The 16,615-nt window shown below is 65.6% G+C and carries 15 protein-coding genes; 9 read left to right on the top strand and 6 right to left on the bottom strand.

Translation table 11 applies throughout. The features are described 5' to 3' along the window. A partial coding sequence (locus RT424_RS19305; protein WP_313441542.1) for a ribosomal protein bL36 occupies positions 1–102 on the bottom strand: 102 nt, incomplete at its 3' end. 250 nt (positions 103–352) lie between these two features. Here RT424_RS19305 and RT424_RS19300 point away from each other — a divergent pair. The 3 genes from RT424_RS19300 (at position 353) to RT424_RS19290 (ending at position 3,053) form a co-directional block, all read left to right on the top strand. Then, complete coding sequence (locus tag RT424_RS19300) at positions 353–1,114, top strand: hypothetical protein (protein ID WP_313441540.1); 762 nt, start codon at positions 353–355, stop codon at positions 1,112–1,114. Positions 1,115–1,254: 140 nt separating this feature from the next. Continuing rightward, positions 1,255–1,899: a DUF4136 domain-containing protein gene (locus RT424_RS19295; RefSeq protein WP_313441538.1), complete on the top strand. Its 645-nt coding sequence runs from the start codon at positions 1,255–1,257 to the stop codon at positions 1,897–1,899. Continuing rightward, a complete protein-coding gene (locus tag RT424_RS19290) occupies positions 1,896–3,053 on the top strand; it encodes a M14-type cytosolic carboxypeptidase (protein WP_313441536.1) in 1,158 nt (385 codons plus the stop codon). Before RT424_RS19295 ends, RT424_RS19290 begins: the two co-directional genes overlap by 4 nt. A gap of 184 nt (positions 3,054–3,237) precedes the next feature. On the opposite strand, the gene RT424_RS19285 is transcribed toward RT424_RS19290, so the two are convergent. The 4 genes from RT424_RS19285 to RT424_RS19270 form a co-directional block, all read right to left on the bottom strand. Further along, on the bottom strand, positions 3,238–3,870 hold the full coding sequence (locus tag RT424_RS19285) for an alpha/beta hydrolase (RefSeq protein WP_313441534.1): 633 nt from the start codon (positions 3,868–3,870) through the stop codon (positions 3,238–3,240). A gap of 168 nt (positions 3,871–4,038) precedes the next feature. Then, positions 4,039–4,488 (bottom strand): cytidine deaminase, encoded by a 450-nt coding sequence (locus tag RT424_RS19280; RefSeq protein ID WP_313441532.1) that lies wholly within the window; start codon positions 4,486–4,488, stop codon positions 4,039–4,041. Next, a complete protein-coding gene (locus tag RT424_RS19275; RefSeq protein WP_313441530.1) occupies positions 4,485–5,204 on the bottom strand; it encodes a glycoside hydrolase family 25 protein in 720 nt (239 codons plus the stop codon). The genes RT424_RS19280 and RT424_RS19275 overlap by 4 nt, the downstream gene beginning before the upstream one ends. Positions 5,205–5,217: 13 nt before the next feature. Further along, entirely contained in the window at positions 5,218–5,700 is a 483-nt protein-coding gene (locus RT424_RS19270; RefSeq protein WP_313441528.1) for a UPF0262 family protein, read from the bottom strand. Between the two features lie 145 nt (positions 5,701–5,845). On the opposite strand from RT424_RS19270, the gene RT424_RS19265 reads away from it, so the two are divergent. Next, positions 5,846–7,357: a replicative DNA helicase gene (locus tag RT424_RS19265; RefSeq protein WP_313441525.1), complete on the top strand. Its 1,512-nt coding sequence runs from the start codon at positions 5,846–5,848 to the stop codon at positions 7,355–7,357. A gap of 22 nt (positions 7,358–7,379) precedes the next feature. Beyond that, positions 7,380–8,120: an SDR family oxidoreductase gene (locus RT424_RS19260; protein WP_313441523.1), complete on the top strand. Its 741-nt coding sequence runs from the start codon at positions 7,380–7,382 to the stop codon at positions 8,118–8,120. A 9-nt stretch (positions 8,121–8,129) separates the two neighbouring features. On the opposite strand, the gene RT424_RS19255 is transcribed toward RT424_RS19260, so the two are convergent. Further along, positions 8,130–9,308 (bottom strand): aminotransferase, encoded by a 1,179-nt coding sequence (locus RT424_RS19255; RefSeq protein ID WP_313441521.1) that lies wholly within the window; start codon positions 9,306–9,308, stop codon positions 8,130–8,132. 138 nt (positions 9,309–9,446) lie between these two features. Between RT424_RS19255 and RT424_RS19250 the strand changes: the two genes are divergently transcribed. The 4 genes from RT424_RS19250 to ftsH all read left to right on the top strand — a co-directional run. Next, positions 9,447–11,267 carry a hydantoinase B/oxoprolinase family protein gene (locus tag RT424_RS19250; protein ID WP_313441519.1) on the top strand — a complete coding sequence of 607 codons (1,821 nt, stop codon included), beginning with the start codon at positions 9,447–9,449 and terminating at the stop codon, positions 11,265–11,267. 125 nt (positions 11,268–11,392) lie between these two features. Then, positions 11,393–13,483, top strand: coding sequence for a hydantoinase/oxoprolinase family protein (locus RT424_RS19245; protein ID WP_313441517.1), 2,091 nt, complete (start codon positions 11,393–11,395; stop codon positions 13,481–13,483). 159 nt (positions 13,484–13,642) lie between these two features. Next, positions 13,643–14,716: a DUF4118 domain-containing protein gene (locus RT424_RS19240; RefSeq protein WP_313441515.1), complete on the top strand. Its 1,074-nt coding sequence runs from the start codon at positions 13,643–13,645 to the stop codon at positions 14,714–14,716. A gap of 110 nt (positions 14,717–14,826) precedes the next feature. After that, positions 14,827–16,615 (top strand): ATP-dependent zinc metalloprotease FtsH (ftsH, locus tag RT424_RS19235; RefSeq protein WP_409521544.1); only part of this gene is annotated, 1,789 nt, incomplete at its 3' end.

Below are 16,615 nucleotides of genomic sequence, written 5' to 3'. Positions count from 1 at the left end.
ACGGTTGGTCTTGTTGATGACGTAAGTGCGGCCGCGACGACGGATCACGCGGTTGTCCCGGTGGCGACCCTTGAGCGACTTCAGGCTGTTCGTAATCTTCATGTCTATTCTCGTCTTGCGTGGTCCGGCGGTTGCACCAAGCAAACTGGGGCCGCCGCAAAATAGGAAGTGGCGCCGTTAGTGGGACCGGCTTGCAAAGTCAAGCCCGAGGGGCCATTCCCTCCCGTGCAAGCGCTTCGATTTGCAGTTCATGCCCCTGTTAATGCTCAGGCAATCGCGGCAGCCCATAAATCAGATTCGGGTGCGACCCAACCGATTCTTCGCCAATCGTCTTACCGGACCCATACCGACCATGCAGACGTACAAATCCGCCATCCTCTTCACGGGAATCGCCGCCGCCCTTTTTTCAGCGTCTTCTGCCCAGGCTCAGCGCGGATGGGGGCCTGGTTCGGGCATGGGCTGGGGTTCGGGTTGGGGTGGCGGATACCGTTCCGGATGGAACGATCCGCTGATGGGTGGCCCGGTCGGCGCGCCGACCTCCAGCCGCACGAAGGATTCGCGCGAAGGCCGCGTGGAAGTGAGCCGATTCGTGGCAGAGGGCCCGGAAGCAGCCGACCTCGGTCACGGCGTGGTTTCCGTCCAGTCCGATTCGGGCGAAGGCCAGTGGGTGCCGGGCGCACAGCGCGCCGCTTATGAAGCCGCCATCGTCGACGCTCTGGTCGGCGCCGGCTACGACACCCAGCGCAAGGAAGAGAACGGCGGACAAGTGGCCGAGCTGAAGATCAGCCGCCAGGTGCTCACCCCGGCCGAGGAAAAGCGCAACCCGGTCAGCGGCACCGCCGCCATGGGCGTGAGCAATCGCGGATCGGCTTACGGGCTGGCGTTAAACGTCGATCTCTCGAAGCCGCGCAGCGCCCTGATCGGCACGCGGCTGGACACGCGGATCGTCGACAAGGTCAGCGGCAAAGTGCTGTGGGAAGGCTACGCGACGATCGCGACTCGCGAGGGCGATGACGACTGGCCGGACTACCGCATCGCCGGCAAGCTGGCGGCCGCGCTGTTCGACGGTTTCCCGAAAGCCGATTCGGTCGGCCTTGCCGCTTCCGGGGGCTGATCGGGCCTCGACAGGGGCGCCCGTCAGCGCCCCGTCCGATTCGTACGGTCTTGGATCCGTTTGACCGGACCGCACGTTCCTCATGGCAGGTGGGCGAACAAACTATTAGCCTATAGGCACTTGCCCTCGGAGAGCCCGACATGATCCGCCCGACCATCCGCAACCCCAAGTCCGCCCGTTCGCTGCGATCGATCGCGCTCGCCTGCGGCCTCACCGCAGCCCTGGCTCTGGGCGGCTGTGCCGCGCAGGTCGGTCCGGTAGAAGTGACGCGGTTCAGCGCGCCTGACGCATCCATGCTGGGCCAGGGGTTGATCCGGGTCGATCCGGCCAACCCGCAGGATGCATCCAGCCTGGAATTCCGCACATATGCCGCAGCCGTCGCCCAGGAACTCGCGAAACTCGGCTATCGGCAGGCCCTTCCCGGCGAGACGGTGGGTAATACGCAGGTGGCCGTGCTGTCCGTGGAGCGGCAGGTCCACCAGCCCGGGCGGCAGGGCAGCCCCGTCTCGGTGGGCGTGGGCGGCAGTACCGGCAGCTACGGATCGGGCCTGGGACTGGGCCTAGGCATCAATCTCGCCGGCAAGCCGCAGGACCAGGTGGAAACCCGCATGCAGGTCATGATCAAGGATCGCCCTGACGGCCGGACGCTGTGGGAAGGACGCGCCTCCTTCACCGTGGGCTCCAAGGCCCCCACGGCGCAGACCTCGCTCGGCGCCGCAAAAATGGCGGAAGCGTTGTTCAGGGGCTTTCCGGGCCGGTCCGGCGAAACTATCCTGGTGAAATGACCAGCATCCAGATTTCCTCCGCATTCGATTCCGGCAATATCGAAGTCCTCTCCATCGACGGCACCACGGCCCGCCTGGCGATCCGGCGCGATCACGAGTCCGACTTCTTCCAGTGGTTCCATTTCCGCGTCAGCGCCGCGCCGGGCCAGAGCATCGCCGGGCGGGAGCTGGTGCTGAAGATCACCGGGCTCAATAGCTCGGCCTACCCGATGGGCTGGGCCGGCTACCGCGCCTGCGCCTCAGAAGACCGGCAGTTCTGGGGACGCACCGACACCACCTGGGATGGCGGCAAGGACGGCGGCACGCTTACCATCCGTCATACGCCGGAAGGCGAACTTGCCTGGTTCGCCTATTTCACGCCCTACTCGATGGAGCGTCACCACGACCTCGTCTCCTCGCTGGCCGGCGTGGAGGGCGTGGAATACCGCCTGCTCGGCAATACCCTCGATGGCCGTCCGCTCGATTGCCTGTCGATGGGCGATGGGGAAGCCCAGGTCTGGCTCTATGCCCGCCAGCATCCCGGCGAATCGATGGCCGAATGGTGGATGGAAGGCGCGCTGGAAGTCCTGGCGGATCCCGCCGACTCGGTGGGCCGCGAGCTGCGCAAGCGCTGCCGCTTCCATGTCGTGCCCAACATGAACCCGGACGGCTCGGCGCGTGGCCATTTGCGCACCAATGCGGCGGGCGTGAACCTCAACCGCGAATGGGCGGAACCCACCGCCGAAAAGTCACCGGAAGTGCTGGCGATCCTCGCCGCGATGGACGAAACCGGCGTGGACTTCGCCATGGACATCCATGGTGACGAAGCGATCCCCGCCGTGTTCCTGGCCGGTTTCGAAGGCATTCCCTCGCTCAAGCCGGAGCAGAAGGCGGGTTACGATCGCTATGCCGCCATCCTCGATCGCCGCACGCCCGATTTCCAGCAGAAGCTCGGCTATTCGCTGACCAAGCCGGGCAAGGGCAACCTGACGATGTCCACCAACCAGCTGGCGGAGCGCTTCGGCGCAGTGTCGATGACGCTGGAAATGCCGTTCAAGGACCACGACGACGCAGCCGACCCGCGCCAGGGCTGGAGTGCGGAGCGTTCCTCGCAGCTCGGCAAGGACTGCATGGGGGCCCTGCTGGAGTGGTTCGTCGAGCAGGAAAAGAAGTAACCTCGCCTGTTGCCCCCTCGGCGCCGGAGCGGCGATGAGGGGGCGATCCAGGGTGTGTGGTGGTCCAGTTCAGGCGGAGCCGAAAATGGTGGACTTCCGCGACTTGGAGCGCAGCGTACTTCAAGGAAGACTGCCGTTCGCAGGCCCGCATGAGCTGGATCACCGCGCACCCTGACCGGCAGGATCAGATTCCCGCCCATTGGCGCAGGGCCTGCTTGACGGCAAGATTCTCGTCATAGCTCCATGTCGGCGCGACTGCGGCCGCGGGCACTTCGCCCAGCAGATCCTGAAGCATCATCCAACCGGAAGTCCAGTCTCCGCGCGTATGATCGCAGACCGGCGACGCACCCCAATCCTTGGCGAGCCGGATCATCGAACGTTGCTGCGCGGACGGCGCATCAAGGCTCCCCACCATGAACGCGGTGAACGGCAGGGGCTGGCGGGGACAGGCTCCGAAGCGCGCCAGACGCCGGTCGGCTCCGGGCAGGTCCATGTTCGGCGGATTGACCACGATCGCGCCCAGCACGGGGTTTTCCCGGCCCACGGCCTCGAACTCCACCCACCAGGCCAGTGCCAGCGCCGCGATATCGTCGGTGACGATCACGACCGGCCGGTCCGCCCGACGGATCGCCAGGTTCAGCTTGTTGACCCAGGTATTGCGATGCGGCTCGTCCCACAGGCCAAGCTCCAGCACGCGGCAATGCTCGCTCCAGCCGGCCCACCGCTTCATCCAGTGGCCCTCGGTCAAAGGCGCGCCGGGTACCAGGAGGATCAGCGGGACATGGTCCTGCGCACGGGGATAACGGTAGTGTGTCATGGGGTGCTCCAACCTTGTTGGGGAAACCGCCGGTCGACTCTGTCTACGTCCCGACTGTGCGCACCATAACTCAACTGATCTAGTTGACAATATAATTCCGACGAAACGAACGCGAGCCGCGTCGCCCCGAAACGGAAGCGCGCGGTGCGCGTCGCGATAGTGGAGCGATCAGAGGAGGTTGGCAGGTCCGAAGGCGTGAGGCAGCAATTCGGACAGGCGCATCTCCAGAACGCCCTCGGCGCCATCGCACCAGACGAGTGGATCGGTACCGCCGATCTGCGCGATCTCGTTGAGAATCTGGCGGCAACGTCCGCACGGCGTCACGGTATCGCCCTGCCCCGCAGCACCCGGCGCACCGCCGGTCACGGCCACGGCTTCCAGCTTGCCACCGTTCTCCCGGAACGTGCCCGAGGACAGGATGCCGGAAACCGCCACCGTCTCTGCGCAGAGCGAGAGGCCGTAGCTGGCGTTCTCGACATTGGCGCCGGTGACCACCGAGCCGTCCGAAAGCAGCAGCGCGGCGCCGACGTGGAACTGCGAATAGGGCGCATAGGCGCGGGTGGCGGCATCGCGCGCGGCGGCGATCAGCGCATCGCGCTGCTGGGTGCTGAAGGTCATGGCTGCACCACTACCCAGCGCAGCCCCCCTTGCGCAATCTCGTTGGCAAGCGAGCCGTTGGCCGTCCACAACGACCACGGACGGCCGCCATAATCGGGCAGCAGGCGATCGCGCACCAGCCAGAGATTGCGGTCGAGCTTGGCGGCGATGCGATAGCGGCTTTCGAAAGCCCTGCTGACCTTCAGGATCACCGGCTTGCCCGCGTGAGTCTCGATCTGGTTGATGAAGGTCATCAGTTCGCTTTCCACCTTGGCATCGGATACCGGGGTGGAACAATGGTCGGCCAGGATGTCGAGATCGATGGCCGGGGGCAGCAGCGCCGCATCGCGCGGCACCGTGGTGACGAAATTGGCGGACTGCATTTCCGCCGGCTGGCACGGATCGTAGCGATGGACCGCGCCCACCTGCATGCGGGCCGCCTTGGCCGCCTCGAAATTGGCCACGAAGCGGGGATCGCGCGCGAAAGCGCTGACACTTGCGCTGGCGTCGATATAGGCGAAGTCCACGCCCACGGCCTTGAGCGATTTCCAGTTCACCTCGCCGTCCGCCGCGCCCACTTCTACACCCTGCACGGGGTAGATCGCGCGCTCGGGCATCCAGTGCCGCAGATGCCACCAGCCCCATGCCGCGGCGATCAGCGCCGCCAGCAGCAGGGCACCGGCGATCCGCCACAGAATGCGCGCGCGGGCCTTGGCGGCCGAGCCCTTTCTCGTCATCGTGAAGCCCCCTTCAGCCGCGAATATGCAAGACGCAGATCAGCGTGAAAAGCCTGCGCGCAGTGGGGTGGTCGGTCTCGATCTTGCCGTCGAGCCTTTCGAGCAGCAGTTCGGCTGCCGAATTGTGGATTCCGCGCCGCGCCATGTCGATCGTCTCGATCTCCTGGGCGGAAGCCTTGCGAATCGCCTGGTAATAGCTTTCGCACACGGCGAAGTATTCGCGCACCGGGCGCCGGAACCGGGCAAGGCCCAGCACCATGGTCTCCAGCGGGTTGCCCGCTTCGTCGGCCAACTCAAGCGAGAGGCGGCCATCGCGCACCGAAAGGCGCAGGCGGTAAGGCCCTTCGTGCCCCGCCTCGAAGGCGCGGACCGGCTTGAAGACGTTGTCCTCGATAAGGTCGAAGATGGCGATGCGCCGTTCCTGCTCGATGTCGGCGTTGCGCCACAGGATGGTCGCGTCGTCCAGCTCGATATGGGAGATGCGCGGATCGGACATGTTCTCTCGCCCTTTACCCGCTCGCGTCCCCGGCTCGCAAGCCCACTCATGACGATGACATCCCGTCATTAACAGCCTGTGGATTAATATCGCCCTCCTGCTCGCTTGATGGCAGGGGCAGAGATGGGGCATGTTCCGTCCCCTCATGTCACAACAAGCCGCCATTGCCCTCGCACCCGAGGCCGAAGCCCGCAGTCTGCCCGCCAACGTCGAGGCAGAGGCTGCATTCCTGGGCGCCGTCCTGATCGACAACCGGGTGATCGAGGAACTGCAAACGCAGCTTACGCCCACGCATTTCTACGAGCCGGTCCATGCGCGCATATACGAGCGCATCCTCCAGCTGCTCGATCGCAAGGCCGTGGTCACGCCGGTCACCCTGCGCCCCTATTTCGAATCGGACGAGGCGCTGAAGGCGCTGGGCGGCGTGTCCTACCTCGCCCGCCTCACCGCAGACGGCCAGGGCCTGCTCGCCCCGCGTGAACTGGCGGACCAGATCTACGACCTCGCCCTGCTGCGCGAACTGATATCGGTGGGGCGCAATCTGGTGTCCGAAGCCATGGACACCTCCGAATCGGTCGAACCGATGGAGCAGGTGGAACGCGCCGAGGCCGCGCTCTACAAAGTGGCCGAAGGCGCCTCCTCCGCGAACGAGGCCAAGAGCTTCGCCAGCGCCACCCGCACCGCCATCAGCGCCATCGAGAAGGCGTTCAATTCGGGCGGCCACATCTCCGGCAAGACCACCGGCCTGAACTCGGTCAACGGCAAGATCGGCGGCCTGCACGATTCCGACCTTATCATTCTGGCGGGCCGTCCCGGCATGGGCAAGACGTCGCTCGTCACCAACATCGCCTTCAACGCCGCCGACCGGCTCCAGCGCGATCTGGCGGACGGCATTCCGGTGGAGAAATCGGTCGGCGCGGCCACGGCCTTCTTCAGCCTCGAAATGAGCGCGGACCAGCTGGCCACGCGTATCCTGGCCGAACAGTCCGGCATCAGTTCCGAAGCCTTGCGCATGGGCAAGATCAGCCGCGAGGATTTCCAGCAGCTTTCCTTCGCCTCGCAGCGCCTGGCCGAGCTGCCGCTGTTCATCGACGACACCCCCGGCCTCACCATCGCCGGCCTGCGCACCCGCGCCCGTCGCCTCAAGCGCCGCCACAACATCGGCCTCGTCATCATCGACTACCTGCAGCTTCTGCAGGGTTCGGGCCGCGCCAACGACAACCGCGTGAACGAAATCTCGGAGATTTCGCGCGGACTAAAGACCCTCGCCAAGGAACTGCACGTTCCGGTGATCGCGCTGTCCCAGCTTTCGCGTGCGGTGGAATCGCGCGAGGACAAACGGCCGATGCTGTCCGACCTTCGCGAATCGGGCTCGATCGAGCAGGACGCGGACATGGTCTGGTTCGTGTTCCGAGAAGACTACTACGCCAAGGGTGCCGAGCCGCGCGAGCCGGGCGACAACGATCCGCCAGACGTCCACGCCAAATGGAACGAGTGGCGCGAGCACATGGAGCGCGTCACCGGCCTGTCCGAACTGATCATCGCCAAGCAGCGTCACGGCGCCACGGGCAAAGTGCGCCTGCGCTTCGAGGCACGGATCACCAAGTTCTCCGACCTTGCCGACGACGACATGCGCGCGGCCTTCGAAAGCGACTGATCTTCCACGGCAAAGGAAAAGAATGAGCGACCAGAAGGTTCTGCTTCTCGCAGGCGGCAGCGGTTCGATCGGCAGCGCGATAGCCCGGCAGGCCCTGGCCCATGGCTGGAAGGTCGCTCTTCACGGCAGGACGCAGGAAAAGGTCGCCACGCTCGTCACCGGGCTGTCCTACCTCGGCACCGTGGACGGCTTCATCGCCGATGTCTGGGAAGAAGACGCTGCCGAGACCCTGATCGCAGAAGTGGGCGAACAATATGGGCGGATCGACGCGGTGATCGACTGCGTGTCCACCGGGCCGCTGGGCATCACCGGCCTGCTTCCGGAAACGGCGCCGGAGACCTTCGGGGATTTCCTCAATGTCTCGGTGGGCTGGGTCGAGCGGCTGGCGCTGGCCAGCTACGGGTTCCTCGCCATGCAGGGCGGCGCTTTCATCGCCCTCGTTTCCGACGCCGGAATCTACGCTGCCCCGCGCCAGAGCCTGATCGGCGCGGCGCGCGCGGGTACCATCGGCTTCATTCGCAATTTCGCCCTCGAAGCCGCCCGCGACGGTATCCGCGCCCATGCGCTATCCACCAGCTTCGTCGAAGGCAGCGAGAGCGCCATCCGCATGGGTTCCGAACGCATGGCCCGTGCGGCCCGCAAGGCCGGACTGGGGCTGCCTACCGCCGACGACATCGCCCCATTGGCGCTGTTTCTGTGCTCGGACGGGGCAGCGAAGATCACCGGCCAGGTGATCAGCGTGAATGGTGGCCTGAACGCCTGACCATCTTTCTCAGCCCGTCAGTTCCCGCCTGAACCGTGCCAGTCGCTCCACCGCATCGTCCAGCACGTCCGCCGGTTTGGTGAAACAGAAGCGCACGAGATGCTCGGGAACGTCCTCGCCCTCGTAGAGCGCGGAAATCGGCACGCTCGCCACCCCCGCCTCGACGACGGCGCGCTCGCTGAACGCGCGGTCCGTTAGCGCGATCCCCGAAGCGGCAAGGTCGACCGTCAGGAACCAGGTCGCCGCGTTCGGCAGAACTTCGTAACCTGCCTGAGCCAGCCCTGCCTTCAACCGCTCCCGCGCCGCGCGCCATTCGGTCCGCTGGCCTTCCAGAACGTCATCCGGAAGCAAAAGCCCCTCGGCGACGGCCCATTGCAGCGGAACCGCGGTCGCAAAGGTCAGGAACTGGTGCGCGCGGGCCAACGCGGTCGCCAGGTGGCCGTCCGCTATCATCCAGCCGATCTTCCAGCCGGTAAGCCCGAAGATCTTGCCCGCCGAACCGATCTTCACCGTCCGTTCGGCCATACCGGGAAAGCCCATCAACGAGCGGTGCGGCACGCGATCGAAGCGCACATCCTCCCAGACTTCATCGCAGATCGCGATCAGGTCGTGTTCGACGCAGGCGCGCGCCATCATCGCCAGTTCCTCGTGACTGGCGACCGTTCCAGCCGGATTGAGCGGATCGTTGAACATCAGCGCGCGCGTTTGCGGGGTGATGGCACTCGCCAATGCCTCTGCCCGATAGCGGAAATGCGGCGGTGCAAGCGGGATCGAGACAGGAATGCCGCCCGCCCGGCGCACCAGCGGCGCATAGGCATCGTAGGCCGGTTGGAACAGGATGACCTCATCCCCCGGCTTCACGAAGGCGAAGACGGCAGCGGCCAGCGCTTCCGTGGCGCCCGAAGTTACCGTCACCTGCTCGGCCAAAAGCGCCAGCCCCTGTCTCCGGGCGTAGTAGCCGCAGATCGCTTCGCGCAGTTCCATCAGTCCGGGGCCGGGCGGATACTGGTTCGATTTCTCGCGCAGGGCCCGGCCTGCCGCCTCGATCAGGGCCGGCGGGGGTGGACCGTCCGGAAAGCCCTGCCCCAGGTTGATGGCGCCGTGCTCGCGCGCAAGGGCCGACATGCGGTCGAACACCGTGCGCTCCATTTCGGCATAGACCGGGTGGATGCGGCCTGCTGTCTTCATCCCGAGTGCTGCTCCCTGGGCGCCTGCGAAAAAGGCATGGCGCCGGTGTTTCGTGATCTGCATGGGCCGATGCGCTCGCTGTCGAGAAGCCGGCCGCCCCGCCTCCTAATTCGGACAAACCACGAGGGAGAGCAAGACGTGTCCTACGAGCTGAACCGCAGGCTCGCCGCGCGGCGGGATCCGTTGCCCACCGCGGCGCGGGTCGATGCCGTTACCGCCGATATCATTCGCGGCGCCTTCGAGACGGTCTGCTTCGAGGCCGCCACTTACCTCGGCCGCGCCGCCTCCAGCCCCATCATCAACCAGTCGAACGAGCGGAACGCCGCCATCGTCGATGCCCACGGCCGCCTTGCGATGGGCGCTGTGGGCACGCCCCACCTCACTTTCGTCAACCAGATGGAGACGCGTTGGGGCCTGATGAACCAGGACCGTTACGACTGGGGGCCCGGCGATGTCTTCCTGGGCAACGATCCCGATCACGGCGGCGGCCACCTCCCGGACTATTGCATCTACGGTCCGGTCTACGCGCCCGACGGCGAACTGGTCTGCATCCAGACCCTCCAGGCACATCAGGGCGATACCGGCGGCAAGGATCCCGGCGGCTTCTCGCTCGACGCCACCGATATCTTCACCGAAGGCGTCATCTATCCTTGCCTGAAGCTGGTTCACCGGGGCGAACTGCGCCGCGACGTTTTCGACATGGTGGTCCGCAACAACCGTTTCCCGAGCTTCGCGGGAGACATCGCCGCGATGATCGGCGGTGTTCGGCACGCCGTGGGGATGCTGGACGCCCTGCTGGCGAAATGGGGCGGCGATACCATCAAGGCGGCGATCAACCACTCCATCGCGCACACCGAGCGTCGCGTGCGAGAGGAAGTGTCGAAATGGCCGGACGGGCGGCACGAGGCCACCGTCTGGATCGACCACGACACCGCCGGAACCAGGGATATCAGGGTCCAGGTCGCCTGCACCATCGCCGGTGACCAGCTCACCGTCGATCTGGCCGGCACCGACGATCGGCCGGACCTTGTCGGCGTGTGGAACACTTTCGCCAATTCGCGCAGTTACGTCATGTGCCAGGTGGTGGCGGCGATGGACCCGACGATCGTAAAGAACGAAGGCTTCTTCGATGCGGTCGAGATCCGGATTCCCGAAGGCTGCATCGCCCAACCGCCGCCGAACCGGCCCGCCGCGCTCGGCTCGTTCCATCCGGCTTGCGAGATCACCGAGGCGGTCTGCATCGCCCTCTCGAATGTCGCGCCCGAACGGTCGCAACCGCAGCTCTACAAGATCGGCATGCCCAACATGGTCGTCGGCTTCGACGAGAACGGCGCGATGTGGATGGATCAAGGCGTGGACTGCCGCTCGATGGACGTTTCGGCCATCGAAGGCCTGGACGGGTGGGGGTCGTGCCCTTCCGCACTCGGCAGCCTGATCCTGTCCGAAGCAGAGGACGCCGAAAGCCGCTTTCCGATCCTCAACATCAGCCGCGAGATGTCTACCGATGCCGGTGGCGCCGGCCAGTGGCGCGGCTGTCCCGGTTCGCTCAACGTCAAGCAGGTCCTGCGGCCCACTTCGGCCACCGCCTGGATGGTTTCCGCCGAACACCCCTTGCGCGGCCTTCGCGGCGGCGACGATGCGATCGCCTATACCAACCGCTTCGAAGTCGGCTCTCCCAACGAGCGGGCCATTCTGCACACCGCGCAGGATCTGCTGCCGCAAGGCGCAGTAATCGCTTACCAGCACGGCGGTGGCGCCGGTTTCGGCCCGCCCCTGAAGCGCGACCCGGAGGCAGTGCGCGAGGACGTGCTGGACGAGTACGTCAGCCCGCAAGCCGCCCGCGCGAAGTACGGCGTGGTGCTGACCGGCAGCCTCGACGACTACTCGCTGGCGGTGGATCACATCGCGACCAAGGCGCTCAGGGCTGAAATGGCGAGCATGGCCGAAGCAGCGGAATAAAGAAAACGCGGGACTCCCACTCCCCTTCAGGGGGGGGGGCGGGGGGGGGGGGGGTGGGGCTCTCCGGCCACGCGGTGCCAGATCGGCAGCCCTCACCCCCGCCCTGGGCCCTAAGGAGACGTTTCATGAACTACCGGGTCGGCATCGACATCGGCGGCACTTTTACCGACTTCGCGCTTCTGAAGGGCGGCGAAGTGGTGCTCCACAAGAACCTATCCACGCCGGAGGATCGCTCGCTGGGGGTAATGGCGGGCCTCGGCACGCTGGCCGGGAAGGAGGGATTGTCGCTCTCCGCGTTTCTGGCCCGCTGCGAGGCGATCGTCCATGGCACCACTGTCGCGGACAACACGCTGATCGAGATGAACGGGGCGCTTACCGGGCTGATCACTACGGAAGGCTTTCGCGACGAGATCGAATATCGTCGCGGCTACAAGGAGGATATCTGGGACGTCCGCCTGGAAGCCCCCCCTCAGATAACCCCGCGCCGTCGCCGCCTGACCGTGCCCGAGCGCGTGCTGCATGACGGCTCCGTCCACAAGGCCCTCGACGAGGCCGCCCTGCGCGAGGCCTGCCGCAGGCTCCGCCTTCAGAACGTGGAGGCCGTGGCGATCTCGTTCCTGTTCTCCTTCGTCAATCCCGCGCATGAGCGCCGCGCCAAGGAGATCGTGCAGCAGGAAATCCAGAACGCCTACGTTTCCGCCAGCCACGAAGTGCTGCCCCGCGCGCCGGAGTACGACCGCACTTCGACCACGGTGGTCAATGCCTACGTCGGCCCGCGCGTGACCGGTTATCTCGAACGACTGGTGCAGCGGCTGGACGAAGGCGGATACCGTAACCAGCTGATGGTCATGCAGGCTTCGGGCGGGGTGATGACCAAGGACTATATCGAAGGCGCGCCGATCCGCGTGCTCGCTTCCGGCCCGGCGGGCGGCGTGGTCGGTTCCGCCCATGCAGGCCGCGCCAAGGGCTGCCCGGACCTGCTCTGCGTCGACATGGGCGGCACCAGTTACGACATGGCTCTGGTGCTGAACGGCGAAGCCCCGGCCGAGGCGGGCTGGAACATGCACCACCGCTATCTCGTCGGCGTGCCGATGGTGAAAGTGGAGACTCTCGGCTCGGGTGGCGGCTCGATCTGCCACGTCAACAAGGGCACGCTGGAAGTCGGCCCGCGCTCGGCAGGGTCGCAGCCCGGCCCGATCTGTTACGGGCGTGGCGGCACCGAGCCGACCGTGACCGATGCGCTGGTCATGCTGGGCATTCTCTCCACCGATGAAGGCTTCGCCGGCGGTAGTTTCCGCCTGATCCGCGACGGCGTGGAGGAAGCCTTCCGCAGGATCGCCGACGAACTCGGCCACGAAACCGGTGACTCCGGAGCGGAACGCGCCGCCTTCGACTGCTGGCGCGTGGTCAATGCCCACATGAGCCAGGGCGTGCGCCGCACCACCTCGGGCAAGGGCATCGATCCCAAGGACCTCGTGATGCTGGCTTACGGCGGCAACGGCCCCGCCTTCGCGGCGATTCAGGCCGAAGACCTTGGCATCACCCGCGTGCTGGTGCCCAAGGCATCTCCCACCTTCTCGGCGCTGGGCGCCTTGGTCGCCAATCCGACTATCGACGAGGAACGCTCCTACATCGCCTCCGCCTCGGCGCTGGATGTGACACGCATCCGCAAGCTCTGGACCGAACTGTCGGACCGCGCCGTGCGCTTCTTCACCGCCGCACAGTTCCGCAGTGAGGACATCCGCGCCGATTACCGGCTCAACATGCGCTATCCGGGGCAGAACTTCTCGCTCTCGTTCGACTTCGCCGCCGATACCCCGCTGGGTGATCTGGGCTTCATCGACGAGGCTTTCGCCGCCCGCGCCACCCAACTGTTCAACGCCCGCCACATGGCAGAATACGGCCATATCCGCGAACATGAAGTGCCCGAGATTTCGGGTGTTCGCCTTGCCGCCCATGTCGAGACGCCCTCCCCCGCAGCCGGCGGCGGCTTCACGGCCAGCGGGACAGTTCCGCAACCGAACCGCCATAGGCGCGCCAATCTGGGCCAAGGCTTCGCTTCCGTGCCGATATATCGCGGAGCCGACCTCGCCCCCGGCATGGAAGTGTCTTCCCCCGCCATCATCGAGGAGACATTCACCACGATCGTCGTCTATCCCGGCTGGAAAGCGCAAGTCGACAGCGTGGGAGACTACCAGCTCGTAAAGCGGGACTGACAGGGAACCTGCGCGGGTCATCGCGCGTCTTTTGCGGGATGGTCCAGCTTTCACTTGCGCAGGGCAGGCCCAGCAGCCAGACGTGAGCCCGCGCAATCTGGACAGACACTGGCCGGACGGACAATGGCCGCTCGTTGCGACGCGAGAGAACTGCCCTACGTGAATCGACCCCTGCCCTTGCCCCATGCGTTCATCGAACGGCTGCCGCTGATCCCGGAGCGTCCGCTTGCACGATACGGCATCACCATCGTGTTGTGCCTGGTGGCTGCCCTGATCCGCTGGGAACTGGACGCCGCGTTCCCGCCCGGCTATCCCTATCTGACCTTTTTCCCGGCGGTGATCCTCTCGTCGTTCCTGTTCGGACCACGCCCGGGCATCGTTGCCGCGCTGATCTGCGGCCTTTTCGCCTGGTACTTGTTCATCCCCCCGCGCTTCGGTTTCGCATTCGACTACAAGACGCTGGTTTCCTTGGGATTCTACGTAGGCGTGGTGGTGATCGACATCGCCCTTGTGCACCTGATGCAAAGGGCGAATGCCCGGCTCCACCTTGCCCGGGAAGAAGTCCGTGAACTCGCGGAAGAGCGCGGCGTCCTGGCGGAACGCACCCAATTGCTGTTTCAGGAGCTTCAGCACCGGGTCGGAAACAACCTCCAGATGATCGGCGCGGTGCTCTCGCTGCAAATGCGCGGGCTGGAGGAACCGACCGCGCGCCGCGCCATCGCGAATGCCGCGGGGCGCCTCCAGGTGATCGGCCGCATCCAGCGCCAGCTCTATCTTGCCGACGGCGAACTCGTCCCGCTTGACCGCTTCGTTCACGAGCTTTCGCACCAGGTCATGGAATCGAATGGGAGGGACGGGATCGCATGCCTGGTGGCCGTCCAGCCCGGCATTGTCCTGCGCCCCGACGCGGCCGTGCCGGTTGCGCTTATCTTGTCCGAAGCGATCGCCAATGCGCTGGAACACGGCCTGGCAACGCGGAACAGCGGCACGATCCGCGTGGAAGTGCGCCGCGAGGCGGACGGCATAACGCTCGGAGTGGAAGACGATGGCATCGGCCTCCCTCCCGATTTCGAGCCCGAACAGGCCGAATCGATAGGACTGCGCATTTCGCGGGTCCTGAGTCGGCAGCTCGAAGCCGATCTATCGCTGAAAAATCTGCCCCCCGACTCGGGCTCACGCGGTGCCAGAATGACGCTGCGCCTGCCGCCGAACCGTGCGATCCCACAGGAATGACAGGCAAACTGGTGTCCGGCTGTCGAAACGGATGACCGGTGTGGCTTTGCCAGCTTGCGATTCAGCCGCCCGCCCCTACATTGACGGTCGAAAGGACGGTTTCTCCCAAGATGAACGACGATCAGCCTAGCGGCAATCCCTGGGTCAAGAGCCTGCTGGTGTGGGGCGGGATTTTTCTCGCACTCCTCATGGTGGTATCCATGTTCAACACCCGCAGCGAAAGCGGGCCGATGATCGCCTATTCCGATTTCCGCGCGAAGGTTGCCGAAGGCAGCGTGCAGAGCGTGGAAGTGGGAGAGGACAGCATCGACGGCAAGATGAAGAACGGCGATTCTTTCCGCACCGTCCCCGTCCCCAACGACGCCACACTTACCCCCCTGCTCCAGCAGAGCGGCGTGCAATACGCCGGCAAGACGCCTGAGGAAGGCAGCCTGCTGGTCTATATCCTCGCCCAGACCCTGCCGTTCCTGCTGATCGTCGGCATCGCCTTCTTTGCGCTGCGCCAGGTCCAGAAGGGCGGCGGCTCAGGTGCGATGGGCTTCGGCAAGTCCAAGGCCAAGATGCTGACCGAGCGTTCGGGCCGCGTCACTTTCGACGACGTTGCCGGCATCGACGAAGCGCGCGAGGAGCTGGAGGAAATCGTCGAGTTCCTCCGCGACCCGACCCGCTTCTCGAAGCTGGGCGGCCAGATCCCCAAGGGCGCGCTGCTGGTCGGTTCGCCCGGCACCGGCAAGACCCTGCTCGCCCGCGCCATCGCGGGTGAGGCGGGCGTGCCGTTCTTCACGATCTCCGGCTCGGACTTCGTCGAGATGTTCGTAGGCGTCGGTGCAAGCCGCGTGCGCGACATGTTCGAACAGGCCAAGAAGAACGCGCCCTGCATCGTCTTCATCGACGAAATCGACGCGGTCGGCCGCCATCGCGGTCACGGCCTCGGCAATTCGAACGACGAACGCGAACAGACGCTGAACCAGCTGCTGGTCGAGATGGACGGCTTCGAGGCCAACGAAGGTATCATCATCATCGCGGCGACCAACCGCCCCGACGTGCTGGACCCCGCGCTTCTGCGCCCGGGCCGCTTCGACCGTCAGGTCGTGGTGCCCGTGCCCGACATCGAGGGCCGCGAAAAGATCCTCGCCGTCCATATGAAGAAGGTGCCGCTGGCGCCTGACGTCAATGCCCGCGTGATCGCGCGCGGCACCCCCGGTTTCTCGGGTGCGGACCTCGCCAACCTGGTGAACGAGGCCGCCCTGCTCGCCGCCCGCCGCAACAAGCGCCTGGTGGCCATGCAGGAATTCGAGGACGCCAAGGATAAGGTCATGATGGGCGCGGAACGCCGCTCCATGGTCATGACCGACGACGAGAAGAAGATGACCGCCTATCACGAGGCGGGCCATGCCATCGTCTCGCTGCACGAGGCGGCTTCGGATCCGATCCACAAGGCCACGATCATCCCACGCGGCCGCGCGCTGGGCATGGTCATGCGCCTGCCGGAGCGCGACAGCTACTCGTACCACCGCGACAAGATGCTGGCGAACCTCTCGGTCGCCATGGGCGGCCGCGTGGCGGAAGAGATCATTTTCGGCTACGACAAGGTTTCCTCGGGCGCCTCGTCGGACATCCAGTATGCCACCAGCCTGGCGCGCAACATGGTCACCAAGTGGGGCATGTCGGACAAGCTCGGCCCGCTCCAGTACGAGGAAAGCCAGGAAGGCTACCTCGGCATGGGCGGCACGCATCGCACCATGGCCTCTGACGAGACCAACAAGGTGATCGACAGCGAAATCCGCCTGCTGGTGGACACCGCGCATAGCCGCGCAACGCAGCTGCTCAACGAGTATAGCGGGCAGTTGGAAGCGCTGGCACAGGCCCTGCTGGAATACGAGACGCTTTCGGGCGATG

Origin of the sequence: Novosphingobium sp. (genome assembly GCF_032093395.1) — a bacterium.
Lineage (GTDB): Bacteria > Pseudomonadota > Alphaproteobacteria > Sphingomonadales > Sphingomonadaceae > Novosphingobium.
The sequence above is the reverse complement of the archived record's forward strand: the minus strand, read 5'-3'. Positions and strand labels throughout refer to the sequence as shown.